A 26882-nucleotide genomic window follows, 5' to 3' on the forward strand; every position below is an offset into this window, starting at 1 on the left:
CGAGTGAACATTCAGACCGCCCTTATAACATATCCGCCCCAGCGAGTCAGCAGCGGCTCAACCGCGTACTGTCTGTGGTAATCGCATTTATGTTATATTATAACAATTGCGCTGGCCGCCGAATTTCGCGCATTTTATTCGCGTGAAATCAGCAAAGCATGGCCTTAACCTTGCAATAGATCAGGCTTCAGGTTTCAATACGCTACCGGGCGGAAAACCTGAAGCCCGGTTATCTTTTTTGTTATCACGCACACCACGGAATCTCCCGATGCTAAAGATTTTTAATACCCTGAGTCGTCAAAAAGAGGAATTCAAACCCATTCATGCCGGGAAAGTGGGCATGTACGTGTGCGGGGTAACCATCTATGACCTGTGTCACATCGGCCACGGTCGTACCTTTGTCGCTTTCGACGTGGTGGCGCGTTACCTGCGCTACCTCGGCTATTCGCTGAACTACGTGCGCAACGTCACCGACGTGGACGACAAAATCATCCGCCGCGCGGCGGAAAATCATGAAACCTGCGACCAGCTGACCGAACGCATGCTGGCGGAAATGCACGCCGACTTCGACGCGCTGCTGATCGACCGCCCGGATCAAGAGCCGCGCGCGACCCAGCACATCGCCGAGATCATCGAGATCACCCAACGCCTTATCGATCGCGATCACGCCTATGTGGCCAGCAACGGTGACGTGATGTTCTCCATCGACAGCGATCCGCAATACGGGCTGCTGTCGCGTCAGGATCTGGATCAGCTGCAGGCCGGCGCGCGCGTAGAGATCGACGACGTGAAGCGCAACCCGATGGACTTCGTGCTGTGGAAGATGTCCAAACCGGGCGAGCCAAGCTGGCAGTCGCCGTGGGGGCCGGGCCGTCCGGGCTGGCACATCGAATGCTCCGCCATGAACTGCAAGCAGCTGGGCACCCACTTCGATATCCACGGCGGCGGTTCCGATCTGATGTTCCCGCATCACGAGAACGAGATCGCACAGTCGAGCTGCGCCCACGACGGCCCGTACGTCAATTACTGGATGCACTCCGGCATGGTGATGATCGACAAAGAGAAAATGTCCAAATCGCTGGATAACTTCTTCACCATTCGCGACGTGCTCGGTCATTACGATGCGGAGACGGTGCGTTACTTCCTGATGTCCGGCCACTATCGCAGCCAGCTGAACTACAGCGAAGAGAACCTCAAACAGGCGCGCACCGCGCTGGAGCGCCTCTATACCGCGCTGCGCGGCACCGATGCCGACGCCGCGCCGGCCGGCGGCGAAGCGTTCGAAGCCCGCTTCCGCGAAGCGATGGACGACGACTTCAACACCCCGGAAGCCTACTCGGCGCTGTTCGATCTGGCGCGCGAGGTTAACCGCCTCAAGGGTGAAGACATGGCGGCGGCCAACGGTATGGCGGCGGAACTGCGTAAGCTGGCGAACGTGCTCGGCCTGCTGCAGCAGGAGCCGGAGCAGTTCCTGCAAGGGGGCGCTCAGGTTGACGACGGCGAAGTGGCGGAGATCGAAGCGCTGATCAAACAGCGTAACGAAGCGCGCGCCGCCAAGGACTGGGCGCTGGCGGATGCTGCCCGCGATCGGTTGAACGAGATGAACATCGTGCTGGAAGACGGCCCGCAGGGCACCACCTGGCGCCGCAAGTAATCCGGCCGCAGGGAAAAACAAAAAAGGCGCTGAATTCAGCGCCTTTTTCTATGGCTGCGGGTTAGGGTTTAACCGTGACCTTGCCGCCGTTGAATTCCACCACCTGATCGGCGACGATCTTGCAGCGCTTGCGGGTTTCGACCTTGCCGTCGACTTTCACCTGCCCTTCGGCGATGACTTCTTTGGCGGCGCCGCCGCTTTCACACCAGCCCTGGAACTTTAGCAGATCGCACAGTTCGACGTGGGGATGATTGTCCAGATTGAAAATTTCCATACTGCCTTACTTATTTAGGTTGAACGTCGTGATATTCCTCGCAGGCCTGCAAGGTATTTTGGATCAGTGTAGCAACGGTCATCGGGCCGACGCCACCCGGCACTGGGGTGATGTAGGCGGCGCGCTCGCTGGCGGCGTCGAAATCGACATCGCCCACCACTTTACCGCTTTCCAGACGGTTGATGCCGACGTCCACCACGATGGCGCCCGGTTTGATCCAGTCGCCCGGAATGAAGCCCGGCTTACCGACCGCCACCACCAGCAGATCGGCGTTCTCGACGTGATGACGCAGATTCTTGGTGAAGCGGTGGGTGACGGTGGTGGTGCAGCCGGCCAGCAGCAGCTCCATGCTCATCGGACGGCCGACGATGTTGGAAGCGCCGACCACCACGGCGTTCAGGCCGTAGGTATCGATGTTATAACGCTCCAGCAGGGTGACGATGCCGCGCGGCGTGCACGGGCGCAGTTTAGGCGCGCGTTGGCACAGGCGGCCGACGTTGTACGGGTGGAAGCCGTCGACGTCTTTGTCCGGGTGGATGCGTTCCAGCACCTTGACGTTATCGATGCCGGCCGGCAGCGGCAGCTGCACCAGAATGCCGTCGATTTCCTCATCGGCGTTCAGCTGGTCGATCAACGCCAGCAGCTCGGCTTCACTGGTGGCAGCGGGCAGGTCGTAGGAGCGGGAAAGAAAGCCGACTTCATCGCAGGCGCGGCGCTTGCTGGCGACGTAAATTTGCGAAGCCGGGTTCTCGCCGACCAGCACAACCGCCAGCCCTGGGGCGCGTTTGCCGGCCGCCAGACGTTGTTTCACTTGCTCAGCCACTTCGTTTCTAACCTGCTGCGCAATCGTTTTACCATCAATAATCTTTGCTGACATCAGTGTGGAAATCCATCAATTAAGAAAAGCGGGGATGCCGCTATTCTGGCAGAAGCTGAGCGCGCTGTCAGGCGCAGAATCACCCTCGTGGCCGTTGCCGACGCCGATTTACGCTTTTTTTATGCCGGCCTCAGGATCCTCTACGTCATTTTTACCTGTATTTGGATACGCTGGGGCTGTTCACAGGGCGAAAGAGGGCAGGATCATGAGAGCGATAACCCGGCTTTACCCGTTGCATCATCAGCCTGACGAGCAACCGACGGAGCCTAAACATGTGGGGGAAACGGTGTTCGATTCTTCACTGCATCCGGCGGACAGCGCGCAACTCACCGCGTTGCACCAGCTCGGCAAGCATGAGGCGGCGCCGTCGTGGCGGGCACGCCTGAATGCGCTGTGGCGGAAGTTATGTGCATGAAGGGCTGCTTCTGGGCAGGCTGCACGCTGTTACTGGTTTGGGCATCGGGGAGCCAGGTTTCTTTAAACAGCGCACGCCCCGACGCCACACTGGGGGAAAGGGTGGCGGTGACCTGCAACGCGCGGGTGGTTGAGCACGCCGATTGGGGCGACATCGCCGCAGTCGTGCAGTCCGCTCGCCTTTGCCGGTGGAGGGAGGATGGGCGGCGGTGGTCTGAACGCGCGCCGATTTACGTAGGTGTCGGCCTGGTTCAGCATGGCGGCGCTCGGTTGACGGGAACCCTCGCCGCGCGGGCGCTGGCGGAAAAAACGCCATAAAGCACGGCCGCCGCCGTAACGTCATGAAAAGGCATTGACTCGCTAACCTCTGACCGTATAATCCCAACCCGCAGCCGCAGGTTGCCGCATCTCAATGCGCCCTTAGCTCAGTTGGATAGAGCAACGGCCTTCTAAGCCGTAGGTCATAGGTTCGAATCCTATAGGGCGTGCCATTTTGCAGTCAAGGGACGTCAATGGACGTCTTTTTTTATGCCTAAAATTCAGCTTGTTAGCGGATTTCTGACGCTTCCCGCTCTACCTTACTCTTACATCAAGCACTCTCTGTGGCTCGACTGAGAGAGAGCAGCAGGGAATGGGGCAAACGAGATGGTTACGTGATGTTATATGTTGGTATAAAAAAGATGTAATTTCATTGTATTTTTATCTTTTATTTTATACTTGCGTTAATTTGAGATATTATAAAAATTACGTTTTTTATCCAGATATTCACCATAACAAATACCTAATATAAATTGCTTTTTTATATAGTGCTAATGCATTTTTATCCATATCACGCCTATTTCACAGTGATATTCATGAATGACTGGTTATAGTGTTATGAAGTTTTTATGAATTAAGCGTTTTTTTTGGTTTTTTCTCGAGTTAATTATTCTCGCTGTGTGTGGAAAAGTGACGTGTATTCTTAGGTTGGTTTTATTTTACCGCGGTGCCGACAATTGCATTGGCAGTCTTAAATTTACAATGCATTAATATTTTGTTAGATGTATGGGCTTTGCTTTGAAACTCATTGTGACGCATAGTGGATAATTGATGATAGTCTGTGAATAATAAATTTCGACCGGTTTCTGATTTTAGTTTCTCATTTTTATTATTCTTAGCGTATAAAAATACGGGGGGGAGGGATATAGTGCTTACAGGCAACGCAATCGTCGGCAGCTTGGTGAGGGGGACGTTTTGCAGCGTGTTTCAGACTTCGACAAGGGAATGGCGCTGCGTAAGCTTCGTGAAGAGGGCGGACAAATCTGAAAAATAGCGTGCCAGACGAAATTTCATCGTATCACTGACGATTGCATCATGCACGTATCGGGGGATATGAAGGCCGCTCTCCTTTTTCAAATCGATATCTGAATAAGCGCATTCGTATCTGGTCATAGCTGCGTATGGATTTTTCCTGATTTTGTGTATAGTCTGTCTACTGAACATATTCGTAAAGTGAGAGTTAACTATCATGAATGACCATTTTAATCCCGGCTATTACGAAGAAAAACAATTGAAGGAGTTCGGCATTAAGTCTGTCGGAAAAAATGTTTTGGTCGCAAAAAACTGTACAATAGTGGGGCTGGAGAATATTACCATCGGAGATAATGTCAGAATTGATGGGTTCAGCACAATTATTGCGGCAGGCGATGGCTTTCTTGATATCGGCAGTTATGTTCATATCGGTGGGTATTCTGCTATTTTCGCTGGTGCAGGCGTTACCATGCACGATTTCTCTGGTCTATCTCAGTCCGTAAAAATTTATACAAAAAGCGATGACTATAGCGGAAAATTTATGACCAATCCTACGGTGCCCGAACATCTTACCGGTGTGGTGTCTGGTCCTGTTATGATTGAGCGTCATGCGATAGTCGGTTCTCAGTCAATCATCATGCCTGGCGTTAACCTGGCTGAAGGCACGGCTGTTGGCGCTAACTCGCTTATAATGAAGAATACAGAAGAGTGGTCGATCTATTTTGGATCGCCGGCCAAGAAGATAAAGAACAGAAAAAGAAACCCTTTGGAATTGGAAAAAGAGTTGAAGTAGGTTTCCCTCTCGGATTTTCGCTCGTTTTAAAAGATAGCAGTGGCAGGGGCGTGCTATTCACGGCTCTGTCACTGTGGACGGAATCCCCCTCGCGGAGGTTGCATCGATCGTCGAAAGTCGCTGCGCCGAATGAGTGCGAGGCGCTCGACCCGCCGGCAATTGAACTTTCGTTTATTTTGCCGCGCTACAATAGGCGAAAATTTCCCCATGGAGCCTATCGTGCGCAAATCCAGATTCCTGCTTGTGACCTTGCTGTGCCTGTGCGCCGCCGCCGTGCTGTACGTGATGGCTTACCGGGCGCTGGGGCATTACCTCAGCGACGGCGAGAAGGCCTACCCGGATATCAGCGTTGAAATCCGCTGAGAGTCGTGCGGCGCCGTGGTGACTGTGCCGACTTTTTCGTACTGATTTACCCGCCATTTACCCGCCGTCGGCAATGATGACGCTGCGTCTCCACACTGTGTGGTTCTCTTGGGCGGAATGCGGTTATGTCACTGCAACAGGTTTCGAATGTCTCTTTGAGCAACAACGGCTTAAAGGGCATCAGTTACAAACATTACGCGTTGGCGATCGTGGCGTTTTCGGCGATCGTGCGGTTTATTTCCTTAACGGATCGGTACTTTTGGTGTGATGAAGCCTCCAGCGTGCTGACCAGCCGCTATGATGTGGGCGCTTTGCTGTACCACGCTTCCTTCGACGTTCACCCGCCGCTTTATTATCTGTTGCTGCATGCCTGGATGGTACTGTTTGGCGACGGCATCATGGCCGCCCGTTCGCTGAGCCTGGTGTTCGGCGTGGCGACGGTGGCGCTGGCGATGCGCTTTACCCGTTGGTTGGCCAGCGAGCGGGCGGCGCTGATAGCGGGATGGTTGATGGCAATCATGCCGATGGCGGTGCGTTACAGCCAGGAGGCGCGCATGTACGCGCTGATGGGGATGCTGGCGATCGCCGCCGCCATGGTGCTGGCTAAGTGGCTGAAAACGCCGGATAACCGCCGCTATCTGGCGCTGTATGCGTTGTTGATGACGCTGAGCTTTTATACCCATTACTTCACCATTTTCACGCTGATCGCCCACTGGCTGGTGGTGTTGGCGCTGTCATGCCGCCGAGAAGGCGTACGTTACATCAAGCAGCCGGCGTGGTGGCTGGCCAATGTGGCGATTGGGGTGGCCTACATTCCCTGGCTGCTGGTGCTGTTCAATCTGCTGGCGCATATCGCCGAACTGCGGGTCGGCGGCGACGTCGGTTGGATCCCTCAGGTTTCCTGGGGCGATCTGCCGGCAATGTATTGGCGTTTTCTCACCGGCCATGACGGCAGCAACTATCCCACGGCGATTCTCTGGCTGCTGCCGGCGATGTTTATCGCGTTGTGCGCGCTGCTGCTGAAACGGCGCGTGATGCCAAGGACATTCTCGCTGTTGCTGCTTGGTGGCATTCTGATCCCGGTGACGCTGGTATTCGCCATTTCCTGGCGCACGCCGCTGTTTGTCGATCGCTACCTCTATTCCGCCGCGCTCGGCATTCCGCTGGTATTGGGCGTGCTGATCGCCGGAACGAAAAGCCGGGTGCGCGGGATCTCTTTGCTGTTGTTTTTCAGCCTGCTGTTCGGCTGCGGCGTGCGTAACGACTACCCGGTCGAGAAAGATGAGTTCAAGGTGATGGTGCACTATATCAACAGCCACTATCAGCCTAACGATGCGGTAGTGGTCAGCAACATGTTCAACTACCTGAGCTATGTGTATTACAACAAGAAGGGCTATCGCGCCCTGCTGTATACCCCGGCCAGGCCCAACGGCATTTCGGGCAAGCCCAATGCCTATGGCTTCGGCACCTTTTTCCACGATCGGGCGGCGCAGACCTATGTCGATAAGCTCAGCGTTTTATCGAAAGGCCATCGCCGGGTCTGGCTGGTCAGCGGCGGGGATTTCAATCAGGACTTCGGCCGTTCGCCGCCGGGGTGGGTCAATACCGGCACCTTCAAGAGCGGCGGTTTCGAATCGCGCCTGTTCGTGGTGCGTTGAGAAAAACGTCATATTTCCCATTCGGCGTTACATCTGGCCGAGCAAACTTACGCGGGGATGACAGTTCTATACATTGGGATTGGTACTGTAGCTCTACCCGATGATGTTGTGTGTTATCCATTCCCTGTAGTGTATTACCCCATCCCTGTTAAGTTTATCCCGCCTTGTGCGGGATTTTTTTTATCTGCGCCGGGCGAGATGCACGCCGCCGGTCATGATGTTGCGGGTGGCTGGCAGGGCGAGAAAATCGTGCGGGAATCCCAGCTCGATGGCGCTGAGATCGTCCAATCGTCGCCAATGATCTTCCGCCAGCGCCACCTTCAAGGCGCCGAGGTTATCTTCCAATTGCGCCAGGGTTCGGGCGCCGACGATCGGCGCGGTGACCATCGGGTGACGCAGTGTCCAGGCCAGAGCGATTTGTGATGGGGAATATCCAGTCTCATCAGCTATCTGGTTGACGGCGTCGGCGATATCAAGATTGTGTGCGTTCAATGTCCCCTTGGCGCGCACGGCTTCACGCCGAGAGCCCGCTTCATCGGGCGACGATTGCAGATCCTGCCGCCGGTATTTGCCGCTTAATACGCCGCCGGCCAGCGGCGACCAAGGGATCACGCCCATCCCCAATTCTTGCGCCATCGGCATCAGCTCGCGTTCGACGGTGCGCTCCAGCAGACTGTACTCGATTTGCAGAGCGATCAGCGGCGACCAGCCACGCAGGTCCGCCAGCATTTGCATTCTCGACGCCTGCCAGGCGGGAAGGTCCGATACTGCCACATACAGCACTTTTCCGGCACGTACCAAATCGTCCATGGCGCGCATGATCTCTTCCACCGACGTGGTGAAATCCCAGGCGTGCAGATAGAGCAGGTCGATGTAATCGGTATTGAGCCGTTGCAGGCTTCCCTCCACCGATCGCAGCATGCTTTTGCGGTGATTGCCGCCGGAATTGGGATCGTCCGGCTGCATCGGCAGGGTGTATTTGGTGGCGATCACCAACCGATCGCGGCGCCCGGCGGCGAATTCCCCCACGAAACGTTCGGCGCTGCCCTCGGTATAGCGGTTGGCGGTATCGATAAAGTTGCCGCCGCGTTCGACATAAACGTCAAACAGACGGCGGGCTTCGGCCAGTTCGGCGCCCCAGCCCCAGTCGGCACCGAAGGTCATGGTGCCCAGCGCCAGCGGTGAAACGCGCAGGCCGGAACGGCCCAATAAACGATAGTGATCCAGCGATAGTGACGTGTTCATAGGCATTCTCCCGTGTAGGTAGCGTCTACGGTAGCGCCCGCAGGTTGTTTAAGGAATGCGCTATAATCTTCATGAATTATTAAGGAGGGAGAGCATAATGAGGGGCAGTGATTTCGCCGAGTTGCGCGCCTTTGCCGCGATTGTTGAGCACGGCGGTTTCGCTCGCGCCGCTGCACATTTGGGCATGTCCGCTTCGGCGCTCAGCCAAACGCTGCGCAACCTGGAGGCGCGTTTGGGTGTGCGTTTACTGAATCGCACCACTCGCAGTGTGGCGCTGACTGAAGCCGGAAGACAGATGTTGGCGCGCCTGACGCCCGCGATGGCCGAGATTGACGCGGCGGTGGCGCAGGCGGTCGAGCAACGCCAGAACCCCTCGGGTCTTTTGCGGCTTAATGTAACCCGCGTGGCGGCGTTACATTTTCTGGCGCCTTTGATCGCGCCGTTTCATCATCAATATCCTGATATTACGCTCGATCTCAATGTTGAGGAGCGGTTGGTGGATATCGTTGCCGGCGGTTTTGACGCCGGCGTGCGGCTGCACGAGAAACTGGCGAAAGATATGGTGGCGGTCAAGCTGGGCGGGGAGGTGCGGATGCGCGTCGTTGCTTCACCGGCGTATTTGGCGCGTCACGGCCGGCCGTCAACACCAGGCGATCTGCATCGACATCGCTGTTTGAATTACCGCTGGCCGACCAACGGCAGTTTGTATCGCTGGGAGTTTGAGTGCGACGGTGAAAAGCAGGAGATCGCCGTGGAAGGGCCGGTGATAGTCGATGAGCCGGAAGTCTTGGTGCGGGCTGCGATGGATGGGGCAGGCATTGCCTACCTGTTTGAGCAACAGGTTGCCGCCGGTTTGGCCGATGGCCGGTTGTTGCCGCTGCTCGATGCCTGGACGCCGCCGTTCCCCGGTTTCTATCTGTACTATCCGGCAAACCGCCAAATGCCGCGCCCGCTGCGTGCTTTTATCGACTTCGCCCGTCAACAGGCAGAGCAGGGCGCATAACGCGATTTTTTTGAATAACACCGTCAGTTTTATTCGGTATTCAGCCGCTGCGCGCTTGATTAGATTGAACGCGAGAGGGGCGCCGTCGGCGCCTTTGTGCAATGAGTGGAGAATTTCTATGGCGAAGACAGTAGTGGTGTTTCATTCCGGCTACGGCCATACCGAGCGTTTGGCGAAAGTGGTGGCGGAAGGCGCCGGGGCGGCACTGATCGCCATCGACCAGAACGGTGATATCAGCGACGAAGCCTGGCAGACGCTGGATGAGGCGGACGCCATCATCTTTGGTTCGCCGACCTATATGGGCGGCCCATCCTGGCAGTTCAAGAAATTCGCCGACGCCAGCTCCAAGGCCTGGTTCGGCCGCAAGTGGCAGGACAAAGTGTTCGGCGGCTTTACCAACAGCGCCAGCCTGAACGGCGACAAGCAGGTCACGTTGATCGCGCTGCAGACGCTGGCTTCGCAACATGGCGGCCTGTGGGTCAGCCTGGGGCTGCTGCCGGCCAACACCAAATCGGCGCAGCGCACCGACGTCAATAACCTGGGCGGTTCGGTGGGGCTGCTGGTGCAGACCCCGGCGGATGCCGGCGTGGATGAGATGCTGTCGGGCGATCTGGCGACCGCCAAGCTCTATGGCCAGCGCGTAGCGGGTTTTGCCGCCAAACTGGCGTAAGGTCTTCCGTGCGGAGAGGGCAGTGACGCGACTGAACGGACGCCGCGTTCATTTTCTCTGCACAATTGGCGTGTAAGCTGCGAAATGTTATTAGCCTGCTTGGGCTAACACTGCATTTCGTACAAATATTCCCGGTTCCTAGGCCGGGTTTTTTGTTGCTAAGGTCCGCTTAAGCTTTCACCGCTATACTGCGCGGCAGCACAGGCATGCAACGTATGGCTGTGTCGTAACTGTCGATTTGCTGTTGTTCAAGCAAGCCCGCGCTATGCGGGCTTTTTTTGGGTTGTTATTGCACGGGCGGCCCAGTTGCAGGAAAATAATCGCGTAGTTATTCAAACATCATTCAACGACCAATAACCACAAACTTATTAATGTAATTAACGTCGTCGGCGGCCTATTACGCTATGCGCTATGCTGACAGCAGAGTCGGCATTATTTGCTGACGCTATGCGGGTGAGCCCGCCGCGGTCGCATCAGGCTAAGAAAAGTCTGTTAATTAAATGTTAACGTTTTTTATTATTGATTTGTCTGGCTTTTTTGGTTGAAATCCGAGTTGACTATCCCTCACTGGCCGGGCGAGAGAGTATGCACATTATTATTCTGGTTATTAGCGAAATATGGGCGAGGCGATGAACGTCAGAATAAACGCCAGACATGGCCTGCCTCTGACGGTTCAGCTGATCAATCTTTTCATGCTGGCCTTTTTACTTTCTCTGGTGGGTATTCTTAGCCGGCCAATTGGTTCGCTTTCTTTATTTTGGCCGGTGAATGCGATTCTGCTCGGCCTGCTGCTGCGCAAACCCGTTTACGCCACGCCGCTCGGCTGGCTTACCACCTATCTGGGCATGGTTGCCGCCGATCTCAGCACCGGCGAAGGCTGGTCCCTGGCGCTGTGGCTGAACGCCTGCAACATGTCGCTGATCGCCGTCGGTTACGGCATCATGCTGATGCTGCCCCAGTCGCAACGGCGCATGGGCAAACCCCAGGCGATACTCTATATGTTCAGCGCCAGTCTGGCCGGTGCGGCGGTGGCGTCGACGCTGTCGGTGCTGCGCAACGACAGCCTGTACAACAACACGGTGGTGGTCGCGTGGCTGGCTTGGTTCAGCGAGCAGTTCTCGACGACCTTGCTGCTGTTGCCGGTGCTGATGGCGGCACCGCGGCTGAAGCAGCTGTTGCGCATACAGGTGCGTTGGCGTTTGAAAGGCTGTCTGCCGCTGCTGGCGCTGCTGCTGTCGCTGATATTCAGCGTCTATATCGGCGGGCCGGGCGCTATCGCCTTCCCGATCCCGGCGCTGCTGTGGTGCGCGGTGCGTTATCAGCTGTTCCCCGTGACGTTGCTGACGTTGTTGACCGGCATGACCGAGATCAGCAGCATTTCCGCCAACCTGGTGCTGTACGAAACGCCGAACAACCACAACGCCTTCCTCGACACGCTGATGTCCGCCCGCTTGGGCATCGCCATGCTGGTGATGGGGCCGCTGATCCTCGCCAGCTCTATCGCCGCCAACCGCAAGCTGATGCGGCGTTTGGAGCACAGCGCCAACCACGATTTTCTGACCGGGGTGCTGGCGCGCAGCGCGATGACGCGCAAAGCGGGCGAGCTGCTGGAGCACAAGCACCGCTCCAAAGAGGCGGTGTCGCTTCTGCTGATCGACATCGACCATTTCAAGCAGATCAACGATACGCACGGCCACAGCGCCGGCGATCAGGTTTTGGCGTCGTTCGCGCACATCGTGCGGCGCGAGCTGCGCCACGATCAGCTGTTCGGCCGCTTGGGCGGGGAAGAGTTCGCCATCATGTTGCCGCGCGCGCTGGCGGCACAGGGCGTGGCGCTGGGGGAACATCTGCGCCGGCTGGTGGAGCAGGCGGAACTGCAGGCGGAAGGCAAACAAACGTTGAAAATTACCATCAGCGTCGGCGTCGCCAGCCTGGCGATGAACGAGGTGAAATCGCTGGAGCAGCTGATGAATATGGCGGATATCGCGCTGTATCGCGCCAAATCGCAGGGGCGTAATCGGGTGGAGTCGTTCAACGTGGTGAACGGCAACAGCGTCGAGCATATCCTGTTCCGCTAGGGCTCGACGCTGGGCAACCGGCGCTTACAGGCTTTTCAGCGCCTTGATGGTCTCATCCATATCGATCTCGTGCTCGGAGAAGGTATGGGTGGTGTTCTGGAAAGTGGTAATGGTCAGCATGCGCAGCGTTTGCATGGTCTGCGCCTGGTCTTCGGACTGCGGGCGAATGCGGTTCATCAGCAGGCCGACCGACAGCACGGTGTTCTCTTTATCCACGTCGGCTTTGACCGGCACTTCCTTGGTGAAAGTATTGAAAGACTTGATGCTGGCGATCTTGATTCTTTCGTTGGCGATGATGATGTATTTGCTGGGCGCCAACACTTTGACCGCATAAGCCGACGGGCCTTTGGTGTTGTTGGTCGGTTCGAAGGTCACCGCCGCATTTTTCTTAATCAGCTCCGGGTTCTGCACTTTAATCACGTGAAAATAACGATTTTCTCCGTTCTCGTCGGTAATAAAGCCGAAGCCTTTGTCTTCAAAAAAAGTCGTTATCTTGCCGTTCATCGCTATTCTCACAAAAGGGTTCTATACAGCGCTTATGATAGCGCGGAATGCCTTGCAGCGACAGATTGCGCGGGCGGCATTTAGTCATGCGATAACGGCATTTAGCGGCTTTCTCCCCACATGCTATGTTCATGCTGACTTCATTCAATGCGAAAAAGGAATAGCGATGGGCATCAAACGTCTCAATCACGCCGTGCTGTATGTCAGCGACGTGCGGCAGAGCGCCGACTTTTATCATCAGGTGTTGGGGTTCAAGCTCAAGCCGTCCGACAGCCCCGATCGGGCGGTGTTTACCCAGGCCGCCGATTCGGACAACGATCACGATTTGGCGCTGTTCAGCAAGAACCTGGGTCAGCAGCGCGCGGGGGTCTTTCGCGCCAACAGCGAGCCGCCGGCGGAGCATGAGCCACCGGCCGGGCTGTACCATCTGGCCTGGGAAGTGGACAGCCTGGAGGAGCTGGAGCGCATTCGTCACCAGCTGGCCGAGCGCGGCATTCTCGGGTTGGAAGAGGATCATGGCGTGCACAAAAGCATTTATGGCCACGATCCGGACGGGCTGCTGTTCGAGGTGACCTGGTTTATTCCGCCGGCGTTGCTGACCGAAGAGGACAAAAACCAGCAGGGGATCCGCCCGCTGGATTTCGCCGCCGAGAAACGGCGTTTCGCCGGCCGGTAAGCGGCTCGGGTACGGGGCGCCGTGGCGCCCCGACGATCACAGCACTTTGTTGAGGAAATTGACGGTGCGCGGGTGCTGCGGCTGAGCCAGCACTTGCCTGGCGTCGCCCTGTTCGACGATCTGCCCGTCGACCATAAACACCACCCGATCCGCCGCTTCGCGCGCAAAGCCGATTTCATGCGTGACCACCACCAGCGTGACGCCCAGATCCGCCAACCCCTTAATTACGTCCAGCACTTCGCCGACCAGCTCGGGATCGAGCGCGGAGGTCGGTTCATCGAACAGGATCACCTTCGGGTTCAGCGCCAGCGCGCGCGCGATGGCGATGCGTTGCTGTTGGCCGCCGGAGAGGTGGCGCGGGTAGGCGTCCGCCTTGTGGCGCAGCCCGACGGTATCCAGCAGCTCATAGGCTACCGCCTTCGCCCGCTCGCGGGAGTGAATTTTGTGCACCACCGGCGCTTCGATGATGTTTTCCAGCACCGTCAGGTGCGGGAACAGGTTGAAATTTTGGAACACATAGCCGACGTTGATGCGTTGCCGGAGGATGGCCTTTTCCTTCAGCTCATACAGCCGGTTGCCCTTGCGGCGGTAGCCGACGTAGTCGCCGTCGATGCGGATAAAGCCTTCGTCCACGCGCTCCAGGTGGTTGATCGCCCGCAGCAGCGTCGATTTTCCGGAGCCGGAAGGGCCGAGGATCACGGTGACGGTGCCCGGCTGCAGCGTCAGGCTGACGTCGTCCAGCGCCTTGTGTTTGCCGAAGAACTTGCTGACGTTGCTGATTTCGATTAGGCCGCGCGCCGGCACTGGGGTGAGGTTGCGCGCCGGCTGCTCGGGCAAGGCGTAATAATCAATGGCTTCAGACATACGGGTCTCCTAACGTTTTAGCCAGCCGGCCAGTTTCTGCCAGGGCGTCGGCGGCAGTTCGCGCACCGCGCCTCGGGCGAAATAGCGCTCGATGTAGTATTGGATCACCGACAGCGCGGTGGTGATGAACAGATACCAGACGGTGGCGACCATCAGCAGCGGTATCACCTGCTGGGTGCGGTTATAGATAACCTGAATGGTATAAAACAGCTCCGGCAGCGCCAGCACGTAAACGATCGAGGTGCCTTTCGCCAGGCTGATGATCTCGTTGAAGCCGGTCGGAATGATGGAGCGCAGCGCCTGCGGCAGAATGATGCGGAAGGTGCGGCGATAGCCCGGCAGGCCCAGCGCCGCCGCCGCTTCGTGCTGGCCGTAATCCACGCCCAAAATGCCGCCGCGGATGATCTCGGCGGTGTAGGCGGACTGCACCAGCGTCAGGCCCAGCACCGCCACGGCGAATTGGCCGAGAATGTCGATGGTCGGATAGCTGGCGAACACCACCGAGGTGAAGGGAATGCCCAGCGAGATGGCGTCGTACAGGTAGGAAAAGTTGTACAGGATGATCAGCACCAGAATCAGCGGCAGCGAGCGAAACAGCCAGATATAACCCCAGGCCAGCGACGCCAACAGGTAAGAGCGCGACAGTCGCGCCAGCGCCAGCAAGGTGCCGAACAGGATGCTGAACAGCGTGCCGAGCAGCGTCAGCAGCAGGGTTTGCCCCAGCCCCGCCAGCACCGCCGGCGCGAAGAACCACTCGGCGAACACGCCCCATTCCCAGCGCGCGTTGCCCGCCACCGATTGCACGATGGCGGCCAGAATAAACAGCGAAAACAGCGCGCCGATCAGCCGCAGCGGATAGCGGGCGGGCACCACTTTCAAGACGTCTTGTTTGGACATGTCATGTCTCCTGATACAGATAAAGGGGCCTTAGGCGATTTTCCTTTCCGACGCGCAACAACATGCGTCCTCTGCAATCAGGCTTTTGCGGAACGGCAGGCGGCCATCGTAGGGTGGGCGGCTGTAAACCTCGCTGTCGACGGTGGGATCGAACTGCGGCTGATACCCGTTGCTCAGATACAGGCCCACCGCTTCGGGCTGGCGAAAACCGGTGGTCAGATAGAGCCGGCGATATCCCTGCGCCAGCGCCAGCGTTTCGAGCTGCTGCAACACCCGCTGCGCCAGGCCCTGGCGCCGCAGATCGCCCCGCGTCCAGATGCGCTTCAGCTCGGCGGTTTGTGCGTCATAGCGTTTGAAGGCGCCCATGGCGATCGGTGCACCGGCGCGCAGCAGCACGATGAAGGCCCCCTGCGGCGGCGCGTACAGATCCAGCGGTTCCGGTTCCTGGTCACCAAAATAGTCGCCGTAACGCTGGCGATATTCGCCGAACAGCCCCTCGATTACCGGGGCGATCAGCGGGTCGGTCGGCAGCGTCTGAATGAAGGTGTCTTGCGTCATCGCGCGCTCCTAGTCGCCCAGGCCGGGCGGGTTGATTTCCGACTGCGCAAGGCGTTCGACGCTCTCGCCCCAGCGGTTGAGCACCTGATCGTACTGCCCGCCGCGGATCGCGCCGTTCAGCGCTTCGTTCACCGCCTGCACCAGGCCGTTGCCTTTACGGGTGGTGACGGCGATGTGCGCCGCCTTGGGCCAACCGCCTTCCACCGTGCCCGCCAGCCGGGTGCGGCCGTTCAGCGCCGCTTTATAGGCGCCCAGCACGTTCGGCCCGAAGTAGGCGTCGGCCCGGCCGGATTGGATCGCCAGCGTGGCGGCCGCATCGTCGGTCACGTAGATCGGCTGGAAGGATTTAAGCCCCTGCTGCCGATTCTGCTTGTCCCATGCCAGCAAGATGGCTTCCTGATTGGTGCCGGAGCCGACGATAATTTTTAATCCGGCGATATCGGCAGGCTGTTTGATCGTCGCGATCTTGCCGCCGTTTTTGACATAAAAGCCGAGCGAGTCGATGCGGTAGGTGGCGAAGTCGAAGCGGGTTTTGCGCTCTTTGGTCACGGTGACGTTAGTGATGGCCGCGTCATACTTGCCGGAAACCACCCCCAGCGGCCAGTCTTCCCACGAGGTTTGCACCACGTTAAGCGTTAGGCCCAGGCTGTCGGCCACCAGCTGTGCGATATCCACTTCGCTGCCGATCAGTCGCCGGTTGTCGGCGGCGAACAGCGCCAGCGGCGGCGTGTTGAGTGCGGCGATCGCGACGGTGAATTGGCCCGGCTTCACGAAGTGGAAATCGGCCGGCAGTTTGGCGATCGCCTGCGGGTTTTTCGGCGCGTGGATCGGGGTTTCATTGGCCTGCAAATCGATGCCGGTGCCCGCCAGTGCGGCGCCGGTCAGGCTCAGCAAGGCCGCCACGAGGGCGGCGGTAACGGTTTTCTGCATAGCGGGTATCCCTGAAAGCGATCTTATTATTGGGTGAATCTGTTCAACGGGCGCTTCAGGCCCAGGTGCTCGCGCAGCGTGTCGCCGTGGTACGCCTGGCGGAACAGGCCACGTTGTTGCAGGACGGGCACCACCCGATCGACGAAGTGGCCGAAGGCGTTGGGCGTACCGCCGCTGATGATGAAACCGTCGGCGGCTTCGCCGTCGAACCAGCGCTGCAGACCGTCCGCCACCGCTTCCGGCGTGCCGCTGAACACCGGGCGCGGCGAGGCGGCTTCCAGCGCCACCTGGCGCAGCGTGAGGTTGCGCTCGCGGGCGCTGCGCTTGATGGCGTCGGTGGTGCTGCGGAAGCTGTTTTGCCCCAGATCGCCGATGTCCGGGAAGGGCGCGTCCAGCGGATGGCGGGCGAAGTCGTAATGCTCGAAGTAGCGGCCGAGGTAGTTGAGGGCGTTCTCGATGCTGACCAGTCGGGCGGTTTCCTGGTACTGGCGCTCGACGTCCGCGTCGTCGTCGCCGACGATCACGCTGACGCCTTGGAAGATGCGAAGATCGTCTGGTTCGCGCCCCTGTTCCACCAGCTGCCGCTTCACGTCCTGATAGAAATCCTGCGCCTGCTCCAGCGTGTCGTGATGGGTGAAGATCGCATCGGCGTGTTGGGCCGCCAGCCGTTTGCCGTCTTCGGAGGCGCCGGCCTGGAACAGGATAGGGCGCCCCTGCGGCGTGCGGCCGATGTTCAGCGGCCCCTGTACCGAGAAGAACTCCCCCTGGTGATTGAGAGTGTGCAGTTTGCCGGTGCGGAAGAATTCGCCGCTGGCCTTATTACGCACGAAGGCGTCGTCTTCCCAGGAGTCCCACAGCCCTTTGGCGACGTCGAGAAATTCGCCGGCGATGCGGTAACGCAGGCTGTGTTCCGGGTGTTCTGTGCGCGAGAAATTTTTGGCCGAGCCTTCCAGCGGCGACGTCACCACGTTCCAGCCGGCGCGGCCGTTGCTCAGGTGATCGAGGCTGGCGAACTGGCGGGCGACGGTGAACGGATCGCTGTAGGAGGTGGAGAGGGTGCCCACCAGGCCGATTTTATCGGTGGCGGCGGACAGCGCGGCCAGCAGGGTGAGCGGTTCGAAACGATTAAGAAAATGCGGAATGGATTTTTCGTTGATATATAACCCATCGGCGACGAAGACGAAATCGAATTTCCCCTGTTCGGCTTTTTTCGCCGAGGCGATATTAAATTCGAGGTTAATGCTGGCGTCGGCGGTGGCGTCCGGGTGGCGCCAGGCGGACATATTTCCCGATGCGCCATGCAGAATGGCGCCCAGGCGTAATTGCCGTTGATTATTCGCGTTATCGCTCATCGTGATTATCCTGTCATGCGCCGCAGAGGCGCGCGGTGTCTGATGGGTTCACTATTGATGAGCGGCGGCGGGATGTAAAACAACAAAACAGCATATTCAAATGTTGAAAACTGCAAATATCACGGCGGGTAAAAATAATAGGGCCCGACGCGGCATGTGCGGCGTCGGGGAAATAATATGTTCCGTTATTCAGGCGTTGCTGAGGGCTTTTTCTGGCGCGGTGGTTAATTGTTGCAGCGTGCGTTCCGCCAGCAGCGTGAAATATTGCGCCGCCGGGAAAAGAGCCCGTTCATCGGGATTGAAACGCGGATGATGCAGGCCGAACTCGCTGGCGGAGCCGATGCTGACGAATACGCCCGGCACGTGATGCAGATACAGCGCGAAATCTTCGCCCCCCATCTGCAACTCCGCCTCTTCGACCCGGTAGCCGGCCTCGGCGGCGACGGTTTTGCTGAACGCCGCCCAATGCGGGTCATTGATCACCGCCGGCGGCCCCGGTTGCCAGCGCAGTTCGGCTTGCGCACCCAGCGCGGCGGCTATGCCGTCGATCACCTGGCGAATCTTGTCCGGCACCTGGCGGCGCACCGCGTCGCTGTGGGTGCGCACCGTGCCTTCCAGCTCCACGGTTTGCGGCAGCACGTTCCAGGTATTGCCGCCTTCGATGCGCGTTACGCTTACCACCAGCGATTCCAGCGAGCTGAAGCTGCGGCTGGGCAGCGTCTGCAGCGCGCCGACGATCTGGCTGGCGGTGACGATGGTGTCGACGCCCTGTTCCGGTTTGGCGGCGTGCGCGCCCTTGCCCGTGATGAGGATCTGGAAGCGATCGACGTTGGCGTAGAACGGCCCGGCGCGGGTGGCGAAGGTGCCGGTGGGCAGCTCCGGCGCATTATGCAGGCCAAACACCGCGGCGACGTTATCCAGCGCGCCAGCGTCGATCAGGTGCCGGGCACCGTTGAAGGTCTCTTCTGCCGGCTGGAAGAAGAGGCGTACCGTGCCGGGCAGGTCGGCCTCACGCGTTTTCAACAGGTGTGCGGCGCCGAGCATCACCGAGGTATGAAAGTCGTGGCCGCAGGCGTGCATCACGCCGCGGTTTTGCGAGCTGAAGGGCACGTCGGCGATTTCGTCGATCGGGAGAGCGTCAATGTCGCCGCGCAGCGCGATGATCGGCCCCTTGCCGCTGCCGATCTCCGCCACGACGCCGGTTTTCAGCGCCAGCGGCAGCAGGCGAATGCCCGCTTCTTGCAGCCAGCGCGTCAGCCGGGCGGTGGTGGCGAATTCGTGATTGGAAAGCTCCGGGTTTTGGTGCAGCTCACGCCGATAGGCGATGATTTTGTCTGCCAACTGGCTGGTCATAGGCTTGGCTCACAGTGGGAAATAAACCCTAACCCTAGTGCAGCGGCCGCCGAAGCAAAAAGACCATCTGGTTATATTTCATAGCGATTGCGTCTGCACGGGAGCGTCAACGCTGGGGGAAGCGGGCGAGTTTGGGCGTTCGCTCGTTGTTCGCCGGCGCGTGGAGAGGATTGACCTGGCACGGTAACTTATCGCAACCGGTGCAATCAATTTACACCGGACAACACGGATTTTTTCACTCTTTATCGGATTTCTGTGATCGCGGTGGTGGACAAAATCCTGCCTGCTTGCTGTACTGTAATAGACACAGGTTTTGTGTCTTTCATTCACGTTAAAGGTAAGTTTGATGTCTAAGATTAAAGGTAGCGTTAAGTGGTTTAATGAATCCAAAGGCTTCGGTTTCATTACTCCGGAAGATGGTAGCAAGGACGTTTTCGTTCACTTCTCTGCCATCGTTAGCAACGGTTTCAAAACGCTTGCTGAAGGCCAGCGTGTAGAATTTGAAATCACGAACGGTGCCAAAGGCCCATCTGCCGCTAACGTTACTGCTATCTAAGCTGCGTAGCTGAATTTCTTAAAACCCGCTCATTGAGCGGGTTTTTTATTGGGCGCGTTATGCCTCGCTGCGGCGGCCTAACAGGCTGAACAGCAGGATGGCGACGGCGTAGCAGCCGACGATGGTCAGCGCCATCGACAGGCTTGAAGTGCCGCCCAGCCCGGTGAGTGGCACGGCGCAGGCACCGAGCGCGAACATGCACACGCCGATCAAGGCCGACGCGCTGCCCGCTTTGTCACCCTGGCTTTGCATAGCCAGCGAAGAGGCGGTTGGGCCGACGATGCCGATCACCGCCACAGAAAAGAACAGCGGCACCAGCAACAACACCAGCGGCGCATGCAGCGCGGCGGCCAACAGCAGCAACAGCGACGCGACGGCCGCCAGCGTTAACCCGCTCCTCAACACCCGGCGCTCCCCCCAACGCGAACTGAGGCGGCTGGCCAGCTGCGCCGCAATGATCAGCCCGACGCCGTTAATGGCGAAGCACAGGCTGAACATCTGCGGGCTGAGGCCGTAGATCTGCTGCAAGACGAAAGGCGAGGCGCCGATATAGGCGAACATGCCGGCCATCACGAAGCCCTGCGTCAGGCACAGGCCCATGAAATAGCGTTGGGTCAACAGACTGCCCAGCGACATCAGCATCGCCAGAATGCCGCCCTGGCTGCGGCGCTCGGCCGGCAGGGACTCGCGCAGCTTCAGCGCCGACAGGCTGAACAGCAGCACGGCGATGGCCGCCAGCACGCCGAAGATGCCGCGCCAGTTCATCACCTGCAGCATGACGCCGCCCAGCACCGGCGCGACGATCGGCGCCAGGCCGTTGACCAGCATCAGCAGGGCGAAGAAGCGGGTCAGCTCATGACCGGCATACAGATCGCGGGCAATGGCGCGGGAAATCACCGCACCACCGGCGCCGGCGATGCCCTGCAGCAGGCGGGCGATCAGCAACTGGTCGATGGTGGGCGCCAGCGCGCACCACAGCGAAGCGCCCAGCAGCAGGATCAGCGACAGCAACAGCGGGCGCATGCGGCCCAGTTTGTCGCTGTAAGGACCGAAAATCAGCTGGCCGACGCCCAGGCCGAGCAGCCCGGCGGTCAGGCTGAGCTGCGCGGCGGCGGTAGAGGTATTCAGTTCGCCCGCCATTTCCGGCAGGGCGGGCAGATAGAGATCGGTGCACAGCGGCCCCAGCGCGGCCAACAGGCCAAGCACGACGGCGTACACCAGACGTTGTCTGGCTAAGTGTTTGGTCATGGGAGATTAGAGTTTCCTGAACAGGTGAGAAATGGCCTGCTGATACAGATCGCGCAGCAGGGACGCATCGGCTTTTTGCGTGGTAAGGATGCGGTAACCGGTGCCTTCGCTCATGACGGCGATAAACTCCACCCGCGCGGCGATCTCTTCCGCGCTGAAATGGGGATACAGCCGCTGCAGGTTGTGGCACACGTGGCGAAACAGCCGCGCTTCCGCATCGCTGAGCATTTTGGCCACCACCGGGTTGCGCGTGGCCTCGGCGGTCACTTCAAGCATCAGCATGTGATCGGTTTCGCTCTCGCCCGGCTGCTGAAACAGCGTGCGCGCCGCCAGCGTGCCGGCGATCAGGTTGATGTGATCGCCAAGGTTTTCCAGCCGCTGCATCTTGCTGGCGATGATGCGGTTGACGATTTCCTCGATAATCGCGTCTTTGTTGGCGAAATAGCGATAGATTTGCCCGACGCTGAGCTGCGAGCCCTGGGCGATTTCCGCCATGCTGGCGGCGTGGAAGCCGTGGCGGCGGAAGCTGGTTTTCGCCGCTTCGACGATCTGATCGCGGCGGGCCTGCACCTTGGCCTGTTTACTGTCGTTGGGGGGGAGCATTTGCCCGATCCTTTGCTACGCGTGAGCCGGGTTCACATTTTTGGGTGTGAACGTTCATTCTCAATTGTAGTGCAATCGGCCGGAAAGGCGCAAGATGAACGCGTGCTGTGGGGAAAAGGCGCTTAAGCGAACAGGTAGGATTTGATAAAGGCGGCGACGATCAGCACGCACAGCGCAACGGCAATCGCTTCGGTGGCGGTTTTCGGCAGGCTAAACATAGCGGTTTCTCATCCAGTCAGGAGTACTGGATGAGATTATGCGCATGCAAGATTAAGGAAACATTAAGGGCTTAGCGCCCGTTGACCCACATCACCAGCATGAAAGCCAGCAGCGTCATCGCCAGCGAGCCGGCCAGGTTGAGCAGCATGTTGGCCAGCGCCCAGCCGAAGCGGCCATCCTGCATCAGGTACACCACCTCCAGCGAAAAGGTGGAGAAGGTGGTCAGGCCGCCGCAGAACCCGGTGGTGATCAGTAATTTCCAGGTGGGGTCCAGATGCGTCATGCGGGTGAAAATCGCCATCGCCAGGCCGATGATAAAACCGCCGATCAGATTGACCATCAGCGTACCGAGCGGAATGTGGGCGTTCAGCGGATTCATTTTCATGCTTACCGCCCAGCGCAAAACGCTGCCGACGCCGCCGCCGATAAATACGGCCAGTAAAGAGCTCAACATGGGGCAACTACCTTTCAATCAGAGAAATTCACGGGGCTCGGAAAGAGACAGGCGTAACGCTACGCGCCTCTCTCCGAGAGGTTACGTAGACATCATCAGCCTGTGAAGGCGGTTAGGGAGGAATGTCATCTCCAGCGTGCCGCACGGCCTTTTTTGCCGTACCCGGTGGATGTTACACCTAACGCCGCCTATTTTGTAGTATCGACAATCTGCGAGGTCACCCCATGGAAATCAGAACGGCGCGCCTGAGCGATCGCCAGGCTATCGCCGAATTAATGACGGCGTTGGATTATCCCGGCACCGAGGCGTTTCTGACGCAGCGAATGCGCCAGCTGCTGGCGCATCCGGACGAGGCGCTGCTGGTGGCCGTGGAGGGCGAGCGGGTGCTGGGCGTGCTGTCGCTGCATTTTCTGCCGCAGCTGGCGTTGGCCGGCGACATTGGCCGCATCAGCTATTTTTGCGTCGACGACCGAGCGCGCGGCGCAGGTGTAGGGCGGCGGCTGTTGGCGGAGGGCGAGGCGCTGGCGCACCGTCGCGGCTGCGATCGGCTTGAAGTCCATTGCCACAGCCGCCGCGAGCGGGCGCATGCGTTTTACCGGCGAGAAGGCTTTGTCGAAGCGCCGAAGTATTTTGCCAAGTTATTAAACCAGTAAGTTAGTCGCCCGTCGGCACCGCCGTTTCCAGGCGGTTGCGGCCATTTTGCTTCGCCCGGTAAAGCGCGCCGTCGGCCGCTTTCAGCCAGTCCAGATAACCGCCCAGCGCGGGGTGGTAGTTGGCGATACCGGCGCTGATCTGCAGCCGCAGCTGTGGCGCCTCTTTGAAGATAACGGCATCCAACCGCTGCTGGATGCGCCGCAGGACGGTTTCCGCCTGTTCGGCGCTGGTGTTCGGCAGCACCGCGCCAAACTCGTCGCCGCCGTAGCGCCCGACGATATCCACGTTGCGCAAGCCAATCAGCAGCTCTTCCGCCAGCGCCGCCAGGGCCTCATCCCCCAGCGCATGGCCGAAAGTATCGTTGATGGTTTTGAAACGATCGATATCCATCAGGATCAGCGTGGCGTTGTCCTGGTAGCGGCGGCAACTGTCGAACTGACGATGCAGCAGATGCTCCCAATGGCGGCGGTTGTACAAGCCGGTCAGCCCATCGCGGGTGCTGATGCGTTGCAGCTCCTGTTTTTTTTCCGCCAGCCGTTTGGCGGTGCGGTAGGTCACCAGGCCGAGCAGCGTCGGGTAAAGGTAGATCATCGGCAGGCACAGATAGATTTGCAGCGGCGTGCTGTGCGGGTGGAACGGGAAACCGAGCAGCGCGCCGGTCAGCGCCGCCGCGGCCAATTGAATCGCCAACCCTTTGACAAACAGTGCCTTACCGGCCGAAGCGATGTTGTTCATGCTCATCATCGACAGGATGACGATCGCCGGCAGCGCGTTGAACGCCATCATCGCCGCCCAGAAACCGCCGAAGGCGGAGTCGATCAGCAGGTTGCGGATCTCGGCTTTGAACGGATCTTTGGCGCGGCAGGCCAGGCGGTAGGCGAGATGCGGCCAGAGAAAACCGTGAAAGGCCAGCAATAGCCAGACCGCCGTGGGCGGAGCCAAGGGATAGAGTGCGGCGCAAACGCAGATAAAGCCGAGCCCCAGACCGGCGACGCGGGGCAGATAGGTGCGTTTGGCGAAGCTGAGGCCGGATTTTCGGGCATCGAAAATGGGTGGGGCAATATACATCCGGCATCTCCCTGATAAGTATCACGGCAGCGTATCATGCGGGTGATAAACTAAGAATAGTCTGGGATTCACGTCGTGAGGCGGTGTGGCATTCCTGCGACGGATCTCACTCTGTTACATGTTGCGGTTGTGCGAGCGGGGGGAAAGTCGCTAAATATTCGCAGGCAAGGTCAGTTTTTCTCGCTGTTCACGCAGCGCTCTATGATAAGAAGGTGAGTATGGAAGGTATCAGTATTACCAAACTTCTGGTGATTGCGGTATTGGTGATTTTACTGTTCGGCACCAGCAAGCTGCGCACGCTCGGCGCCGATCTTGGCGCGGCGCTGAAAGGCTTTAAAAAAGCCGTGGGTGACGACAGCACGCCGCCGGCCGCCGGCAGCAACACCGCCGAGAGCCAGTCCGCTCAGCAGAGCGTCGAGAAGAAAGACGTTTAATCCCGTCTGAGGGCGAGCAATAAAAAACGGATGCCTGGCGGACATCCGTTTTTTGGCGTTTCCGCCGTCTTTAGCGTAACAAACTATTACGCGTTATTTCACTTCCATCCCTTTGGCCTGCAGATCGGCGTGATAAGACGAACGCACGAACGGGCCGCAGGCGGCGTGGGTGAAGCCCATCGCCATCGCTTCTTCTTTCATCTCGTCGAACTCGGCCGGGCTGACGTAGCGCTGCACCGGCAGGTGGTGGCGGCTCGGCTGCAGGTACTGGCCCAGCGTCAGCATGGTCACGCCGTGGCGGCGCAGATCGCGCATCACTTCGACGATTTCCGCGTTGGTTTCGCCCAGGCCGACCATCAGGCCGGATTTGGTCGGGATATCCGGGTGCGCTTCTTTAAAGCGCTCCAGCAGCTTCAGCGACCACTCGTAGTTGGCGCCTGGGCGCACCTGGCGGTAAACGCGCGGTACGTTTTCCAGGTTGTGGTTGAACACGTCCGGCGGCGTGGCGGTGAGGATCTCCAGCGCGCGGTCCATACGGCCGCGGAAGTCCGGCACCAGCGTTTCAATCTTGATGTTCGGGCTCTTGGCGCGGATGGCCGAGATGCAGTCGGCAAAGTGCTGAGCACCGCCGTCGCGCAGATCGTCGCGGTCAACCGAGGTGATCACCACGTAACGCAGCGCCATGTCGGCGATGGTTTGCGCCAGCTTTTCCGGCTCGTTGGCGTCCGGCGCGATCGGGCGGCCGTGGGCCACGTCGCAGAACGGGCAGCGACGGGTGCAGATGGCGCCGAGGATCATAAAGGTGGCGGTGCCGTGGTTGAAACACTCGGACAGGTTAGGACACGAGGCTTCCTCACAGACGGAGTGCAGGCCGTTTTTACGCATGGCGGCTTTGATGCCCTGAATGCGCGTTGAGTCGGCAGGCAGTTTGATCTTCATCCACTCGGGTTTACGCAACAGCTCCTGCCGTTCGGTGACCACCGTTTTGACCGGGATCAGCGCCATTTTGTCAGCATCGCGGTATTTGACGCCGCGTTCCATCTGAATTGGTTTACTCATAATCGTGCAGGTTCCAGTTACGAAGCTCGACCGTCTGGTAGCCGAGTAAATGAACAAATTCCTGTACCAGGATTGGGTGTATGTCTTCAATGCCAACGCCGGGTGCCAGCGCGCTGACCTGCGTCATTTGCATGCCGGCGTAACCGCAAGGGTTGATGCGTTGGAAGGGGCTGAGATCCATCGCCACATTCAGGGCAAGGCCGTGGAATGAGCTGCCTTTGCGGATCCGCAAACCCAACGAACAGATTTTCTGCTCCCCCACGTACACGCCAGGCGCATCGGGACGGGCGCGCGATTCGAGGCGGAAGTGGGCAAGGGTGTTGATAACCGTATCTTCTATCGCCGTAACCAATTGGCGTACGCCGACCTTGTTGCGTTTCAGATCGACCATCACGTACATCACCTGCTGGCCCGGCCCGTGGTAGGTCACCTGGCCGCCACGATCGCTCTGGACCACCGGGATATCGCCGGGCATCAGCACGTGTTCGGCTTTGCCGGCCTGGCCCTGGGTGAAGACCGGGTGATGCTGCACCAGCCACAGTTCGTCCGGCGTAGTCTCGGTACGACTGTCGGTGAAGTTATGCATGGCTTGGGATACAGGCGCGTAGGGCTGCAACCCCAGCTGACGCAAAATGATCTTGTCTGGTTGCAAAAGAGTCATCGTCAGGTTACAGAAGTGGTAAAGCCATTATACCGGGCGCTCCGGCCTGCGACCAGCCTTTCGCTGACCAAAAATGCGCAACCCGGGAAGACGCTGCGCCATCCCGGGTTGATAAGCAGGGGTTTATGCTGGAATTACAGCACCATGCGAACAATTTCAATGTTGCCCAACTCTTCGTACAGGGTTTCGACCTGCTCAATGTGAGTGGCGTTAATGGTGATGGAAACGGAGTGGTAGTTGCCTTTGCTGCTTGGCTTAACCTGCGGGTTGTAATCGCCCGGTGCATGGCGCTGCACCACTTCAACTACCTGGTCAACCAGCTCAGGCTGCGCCAGGCCCATCACCTTGTAGGTAAACGAGCAAGGGAATTCGAGCAGTTCGTTCAGTTTAGTTTTTTGCATGTGCGTGCGCTCCAGAGTGCTAGCTAATCTATAAATTATAACTCCCGCCGGGGCGGGAGTTAATGTTATTCA

The 26882-nt window shown here is 58.7% G+C and carries 29 protein-coding genes, 1 tRNA gene and 1 riboswitch; of the genes, 13 read left to right on the top strand and 17 right to left on the bottom strand.

Annotation, left to right across the window (positions count from 1 at the left end; genetic code table 11):
* Nucleotides 1–268: 268 nt before the first annotated feature.
* Nucleotides 269–1654, top strand: coding sequence for a cysteine--tRNA ligase (gene cysS / locus AWX27_RS15445; RefSeq protein WP_038875101.1), 1386 nt, complete (start codon nt 269–271; stop codon nt 1652–1654).
* 61 nt (nt 1655–1715) lie between these two features.
* On the opposite strand, the gene ybcJ is transcribed toward cysS, so the two are convergent.
* Entirely contained in the window at nt 1716–1928 is a 213-nt protein-coding gene (gene ybcJ, locus AWX27_RS15450) for a ribosome-associated protein YbcJ (protein WP_049278727.1), read from the bottom strand.
* A 10-nt stretch (nt 1929–1938) separates the two neighbouring features.
* On the bottom strand, nt 1939–2805 hold the full coding sequence (folD, locus tag AWX27_RS15455; RefSeq protein ID WP_004940177.1) for a bifunctional methylenetetrahydrofolate dehydrogenase/methenyltetrahydrofolate cyclohydrolase FolD: 867 nt from the start codon (nt 2803–2805) through the stop codon (nt 1939–1941).
* Between the two features lie 205 nt (nt 2806–3010).
* Between folD and AWX27_RS15460 the strand changes: the two genes are divergently transcribed.
* From AWX27_RS15460 to AWX27_RS15485, 5 genes are all read left to right on the top strand, one after another.
* Nucleotides 3011–3220, top strand: a complete 210-nt coding sequence (locus AWX27_RS15460; RefSeq protein WP_060423714.1) for a hypothetical protein — start codon at nt 3011–3013, stop codon at nt 3218–3220.
* Nucleotides 3221–3633: 413 nt separating this feature from the next.
* Nucleotides 3634–3710, top strand: a tRNA-Arg gene (locus AWX27_RS15470).
* 1016 nt (nt 3711–4726) lie between these two features.
* Nucleotides 4727–5302 carry an acyltransferase gene (locus tag AWX27_RS15480; RefSeq protein WP_060423532.1) on the top strand — a complete coding sequence of 192 codons (576 nt, stop codon included), beginning with the start codon at nt 4727–4729 and terminating at the stop codon, nt 5300–5302.
* Between the two features lie 219 nt (nt 5303–5521).
* On the top strand, nt 5522–5665 hold the full coding sequence (locus AWX27_RS25305) for a hypothetical protein (RefSeq protein WP_016928795.1): 144 nt from the start codon (nt 5522–5524) through the stop codon (nt 5663–5665).
* A gap of 125 nt (nt 5666–5790) precedes the next feature.
* Nucleotides 5791–7323, top strand: a complete 1533-nt coding sequence (locus AWX27_RS15485; RefSeq protein WP_060423535.1) for a glycosyltransferase family 39 protein — start codon at nt 5791–5793, stop codon at nt 7321–7323.
* A 180-nt stretch (nt 7324–7503) separates the two neighbouring features.
* On the opposite strand, the gene AWX27_RS15490 is transcribed toward AWX27_RS15485, so the two are convergent.
* Nucleotides 7504–8568, bottom strand: a complete 1065-nt coding sequence (locus AWX27_RS15490; RefSeq protein WP_060423537.1) for an aldo/keto reductase — start codon at nt 8566–8568, stop codon at nt 7504–7506.
* A gap of 97 nt (nt 8569–8665) precedes the next feature.
* Between AWX27_RS15490 and AWX27_RS15495 the strand changes: the two genes are divergently transcribed.
* From AWX27_RS15495 to AWX27_RS15505, 3 genes are all read left to right on the top strand, one after another.
* Nucleotides 8666–9571: a LysR family transcriptional regulator gene (locus AWX27_RS15495; protein WP_060423540.1), complete on the top strand. Its 906-nt coding sequence runs from the start codon at nt 8666–8668 to the stop codon at nt 9569–9571.
* Between the two features lie 118 nt (nt 9572–9689).
* Nucleotides 9690–10241 (top strand): flavodoxin family protein, encoded by a 552-nt coding sequence (locus tag AWX27_RS15500; protein ID WP_041033835.1) that lies wholly within the window; start codon nt 9690–9692, stop codon nt 10239–10241.
* Between the two features lie 629 nt (nt 10242–10870).
* Nucleotides 10871–12319: a GGDEF domain-containing protein gene (locus tag AWX27_RS15505; RefSeq protein WP_038877558.1), complete on the top strand. Its 1449-nt coding sequence runs from the start codon at nt 10871–10873 to the stop codon at nt 12317–12319.
* Between the two features lie 24 nt (nt 12320–12343).
* On the opposite strand, the gene AWX27_RS15510 is transcribed toward AWX27_RS15505, so the two are convergent.
* The gene (locus tag AWX27_RS15510; protein WP_038877408.1) at nt 12344–12823 is read right to left on the bottom strand and encodes a cold-shock protein; all 480 of its coding nucleotides are present in this window, start codon (nt 12821–12823) and stop codon (nt 12344–12346) included.
* A 166-nt stretch (nt 12824–12989) separates the two neighbouring features.
* On the opposite strand from AWX27_RS15510, the gene AWX27_RS15515 reads away from it, so the two are divergent.
* Nucleotides 12990–13499 carry a VOC family protein gene (locus tag AWX27_RS15515; RefSeq protein ID WP_060423542.1) on the top strand — a complete coding sequence of 170 codons (510 nt, stop codon included), beginning with the start codon at nt 12990–12992 and terminating at the stop codon, nt 13497–13499.
* A gap of 36 nt (nt 13500–13535) precedes the next feature.
* On the opposite strand, the gene AWX27_RS15520 is transcribed toward AWX27_RS15515, so the two are convergent.
* From AWX27_RS15520 to AWX27_RS15545, 6 genes are all read right to left on the bottom strand, one after another.
* The gene (locus AWX27_RS15520) at nt 13536–14363 is read right to left on the bottom strand and encodes an amino acid ABC transporter ATP-binding protein (RefSeq protein ID WP_015376924.1); all 828 of its coding nucleotides are present in this window, start codon (nt 14361–14363) and stop codon (nt 13536–13538) included.
* A 9-nt stretch (nt 14364–14372) separates the two neighbouring features.
* On the bottom strand, nt 14373–15260 hold the full coding sequence (locus tag AWX27_RS15525) for an amino acid ABC transporter permease (RefSeq protein ID WP_049199974.1): 888 nt from the start codon (nt 15258–15260) through the stop codon (nt 14373–14375).
* 30 nt (nt 15261–15290) lie between these two features.
* Complete coding sequence (locus tag AWX27_RS15530) at nt 15291–15818, bottom strand: GNAT family N-acetyltransferase (protein ID WP_015376925.1); 528 nt, start codon at nt 15816–15818, stop codon at nt 15291–15293.
* Between the two features lie 9 nt (nt 15819–15827).
* Nucleotides 15828–16748, bottom strand: a complete 921-nt coding sequence (locus AWX27_RS15535) for an ABC transporter substrate-binding protein (protein ID WP_060423544.1) — start codon at nt 16746–16748, stop codon at nt 15828–15830.
* 26 nt (nt 16749–16774) lie between these two features.
* Entirely contained in the window at nt 16775–18100 is a 1326-nt protein-coding gene (locus tag AWX27_RS15540; RefSeq protein ID WP_049199977.1) for an LLM class flavin-dependent oxidoreductase, read from the bottom strand.
* A gap of 189 nt (nt 18101–18289) precedes the next feature.
* Nucleotides 18290–19453: a M20 peptidase aminoacylase family protein gene (locus AWX27_RS15545; RefSeq protein ID WP_060423547.1), complete on the bottom strand. Its 1164-nt coding sequence runs from the start codon at nt 19451–19453 to the stop codon at nt 18290–18292.
* 346 nt (nt 19454–19799) lie between these two features.
* Between AWX27_RS15545 and cspE the strand changes: the two genes are divergently transcribed.
* Complete coding sequence (gene cspE, locus AWX27_RS15550; protein WP_004940030.1) at nt 19800–20009, top strand: transcription antiterminator/RNA stability regulator CspE; 210 nt, start codon at nt 19800–19802, stop codon at nt 20007–20009.
* A 57-nt stretch (nt 20010–20066) separates the two neighbouring features.
* Here cspE and AWX27_RS15555 read toward each other — a convergent pair whose 3' ends face one another.
* From AWX27_RS15555 to crcB, 3 genes are all read right to left on the bottom strand, one after another.
* On the bottom strand, nt 20067–21257 hold the full coding sequence (locus AWX27_RS15555; RefSeq protein ID WP_060423550.1) for a multidrug effflux MFS transporter: 1191 nt from the start codon (nt 21255–21257) through the stop codon (nt 20067–20069).
* Between the two features lie 6 nt (nt 21258–21263).
* Nucleotides 21264–21860: a TetR/AcrR family transcriptional regulator gene (locus AWX27_RS15560; RefSeq protein WP_060423553.1), complete on the bottom strand. Its 597-nt coding sequence runs from the start codon at nt 21858–21860 to the stop codon at nt 21264–21266.
* 289 nt (nt 21861–22149) lie between these two features.
* Nucleotides 22150–22533, bottom strand: a complete 384-nt coding sequence (gene crcB / locus AWX27_RS15565; protein WP_004940022.1) for a fluoride efflux transporter CrcB — start codon at nt 22531–22533, stop codon at nt 22150–22152.
* A gap of 79 nt (nt 22534–22612) precedes the next feature.
* Nucleotides 22613–22675: riboswitch (Fluoride riboswitch) on the bottom strand.
* A gap of 82 nt (nt 22676–22757) precedes the next feature.
* Between crcB and AWX27_RS15570 the strand changes: the two genes are divergently transcribed.
* Complete coding sequence (locus AWX27_RS15570; RefSeq protein ID WP_060423556.1) at nt 22758–23186, top strand: GNAT family N-acetyltransferase; 429 nt, start codon at nt 22758–22760, stop codon at nt 23184–23186.
* 1 nt (nt 23187) lies between these two features.
* On the opposite strand, the gene AWX27_RS15575 is transcribed toward AWX27_RS15570, so the two are convergent.
* Nucleotides 23188–24255 (bottom strand): diguanylate cyclase, encoded by a 1068-nt coding sequence (locus tag AWX27_RS15575; protein WP_060423560.1) that lies wholly within the window; start codon nt 24253–24255, stop codon nt 23188–23190.
* 218 nt (nt 24256–24473) lie between these two features.
* Here AWX27_RS15575 and tatA point away from each other — a divergent pair, with 218 nt between their 5' ends.
* Nucleotides 24474–24689: a Sec-independent protein translocase subunit TatA gene (tatA, locus tag AWX27_RS15580; protein WP_038877431.1), complete on the top strand. Its 216-nt coding sequence runs from the start codon at nt 24474–24476 to the stop codon at nt 24687–24689.
* A gap of 93 nt (nt 24690–24782) precedes the next feature.
* Here the strand turns inward: tatA and lipA are convergent, their stop codons facing one another.
* The 3 genes from lipA to ybeD all read right to left on the bottom strand — a co-directional run bounded on the left by lipA (nt 24783) and on the right by ybeD (nt 26810).
* A complete protein-coding gene (lipA, locus tag AWX27_RS15585) occupies nt 24783–25748 on the bottom strand; it encodes a lipoyl synthase (protein ID WP_025301835.1) in 966 nt (321 codons plus the stop codon).
* Nucleotides 25741–26409 carry a lipoyl(octanoyl) transferase LipB gene (gene lipB, locus AWX27_RS15590; protein WP_049199992.1) on the bottom strand — a complete coding sequence of 223 codons (669 nt, stop codon included), beginning with the start codon at nt 26407–26409 and terminating at the stop codon, nt 25741–25743. The genes lipA and lipB overlap by 8 nt, the downstream gene beginning before the upstream one ends.
* Before the next feature lie 134 nt (nt 26410–26543).
* Nucleotides 26544–26810, bottom strand: coding sequence for a DUF493 family protein YbeD (gene ybeD / locus AWX27_RS15595; protein WP_004940012.1), 267 nt, complete (start codon nt 26808–26810; stop codon nt 26544–26546).
* Nucleotides 26811–26882 lie beyond the last annotated feature (72 nt).

The sequence above is a fragment of the Serratia sp. 2880STDY5682894 genome (assembly GCF_001537385.1).
GTDB lineage: Bacteria > Pseudomonadota > Gammaproteobacteria > Enterobacterales > Enterobacteriaceae > Serratia > Serratia nevei.

Bases quoted from the DNA above. Each gene is read 5' to 3' on its own strand.
- AWX27_RS15515 (WP_060423542.1), top strand. From the start codon at position 12,990: ATGGGCATCAAACGTCTCAATCACGCCGTGCTGTATGTCAGCGACGTG.
- AWX27_RS15560 (WP_060423553.1), bottom strand. From the start codon at position 21,860: ATGCTCCCCCCCAACGACAGTAAACAGGCCAAGGTGCAGGCCCGCCGC.
- AWX27_RS15545 (WP_060423547.1), bottom strand. From the start codon at position 19,453: ATGACCAGCCAGTTGGCAGACAAAATCATCGCCTATCGGCGTGAGCTG.
- folD (WP_004940177.1), bottom strand. From the start codon at position 2,805: ATGTCAGCAAAGATTATTGATGGTAAAACGATTGCGCAGCAGGTTAGA.
- AWX27_RS15460 (WP_060423714.1), top strand. From the start codon at position 3,011: ATGAGAGCGATAACCCGGCTTTACCCGTTGCATCATCAGCCTGACGAG.
- lipB (WP_049199992.1), bottom strand. From the start codon at position 26,409: ATGACTCTTTTGCAACCAGACAAGATCATTTTGCGTCAGCTGGGGTTG.
- cspE (WP_004940030.1), top strand. From the start codon at position 19,800: ATGTCTAAGATTAAAGGTAGCGTTAAGTGGTTTAATGAATCCAAAGGC.
- AWX27_RS15540 (WP_049199977.1), bottom strand. From the start codon at position 18,100: ATGAGCGATAACGCGAATAATCAACGGCAATTACGCCTGGGCGCCATT.
- tatA (WP_038877431.1), top strand. From the start codon at position 24,474: ATGGAAGGTATCAGTATTACCAAACTTCTGGTGATTGCGGTATTGGTG.
- AWX27_RS15525 (WP_049199974.1), bottom strand. From the start codon at position 15,260: ATGTCCAAACAAGACGTCTTGAAAGTGGTGCCCGCCCGCTATCCGCTG.
- AWX27_RS15535 (WP_060423544.1), bottom strand. From the start codon at position 16,748: ATGCAGAAAACCGTTACCGCCGCCCTCGTGGCGGCCTTGCTGAGCCTG.
- AWX27_RS15530 (WP_015376925.1), bottom strand. From the start codon at position 15,818: ATGACGCAAGACACCTTCATTCAGACGCTGCCGACCGACCCGCTGATC.
- AWX27_RS15520 (WP_015376924.1), bottom strand. From the start codon at position 14,363: ATGTCTGAAGCCATTGATTATTACGCCTTGCCCGAGCAGCCGGCGCGC.
- cysS (WP_038875101.1), top strand. From the start codon at position 269: ATGCTAAAGATTTTTAATACCCTGAGTCGTCAAAAAGAGGAATTCAAA.
- ybcJ (WP_049278727.1), bottom strand. From the start codon at position 1,928: ATGGAAATTTTCAATCTGGACAATCATCCCCACGTCGAACTGTGCGAT.
- AWX27_RS15575 (WP_060423560.1), bottom strand. From the start codon at position 24,255: ATGTATATTGCCCCACCCATTTTCGATGCCCGAAAATCCGGCCTCAGC.
- AWX27_RS15570 (WP_060423556.1), top strand. From the start codon at position 22,758: ATGGAAATCAGAACGGCGCGCCTGAGCGATCGCCAGGCTATCGCCGAA.
- ybeD (WP_004940012.1), bottom strand. From the start codon at position 26,810: ATGCAAAAAACTAAACTGAACGAACTGCTCGAATTCCCTTGCTCGTTT.
- crcB (WP_004940022.1), bottom strand. From the start codon at position 22,533: ATGTTGAGCTCTTTACTGGCCGTATTTATCGGCGGCGGCGTCGGCAGC.
- AWX27_RS15505 (WP_038877558.1), top strand. From the start codon at position 10,871: ATGAACGTCAGAATAAACGCCAGACATGGCCTGCCTCTGACGGTTCAG.
- AWX27_RS15480 (WP_060423532.1), top strand. From the start codon at position 4,727: ATGAATGACCATTTTAATCCCGGCTATTACGAAGAAAAACAATTGAAG.
- lipA (WP_025301835.1), bottom strand. From the start codon at position 25,748: ATGAGTAAACCAATTCAGATGGAACGCGGCGTCAAATACCGCGATGCT.
- AWX27_RS15510 (WP_038877408.1), bottom strand. From the start codon at position 12,823: ATGAACGGCAAGATAACGACTTTTTTTGAAGACAAAGGCTTCGGCTTT.
- AWX27_RS15490 (WP_060423537.1), bottom strand. From the start codon at position 8,568: ATGAACACGTCACTATCGCTGGATCACTATCGTTTATTGGGCCGTTCC.
- AWX27_RS15495 (WP_060423540.1), top strand. From the start codon at position 8,666: ATGAGGGGCAGTGATTTCGCCGAGTTGCGCGCCTTTGCCGCGATTGTT.
- AWX27_RS15555 (WP_060423550.1), bottom strand. From the start codon at position 21,257: ATGACCAAACACTTAGCCAGACAACGTCTGGTGTACGCCGTCGTGCTT.
- AWX27_RS15500 (WP_041033835.1), top strand. From the start codon at position 9,690: ATGGCGAAGACAGTAGTGGTGTTTCATTCCGGCTACGGCCATACCGAG.
- AWX27_RS15485 (WP_060423535.1), top strand. From the start codon at position 5,791: ATGTCACTGCAACAGGTTTCGAATGTCTCTTTGAGCAACAACGGCTTA.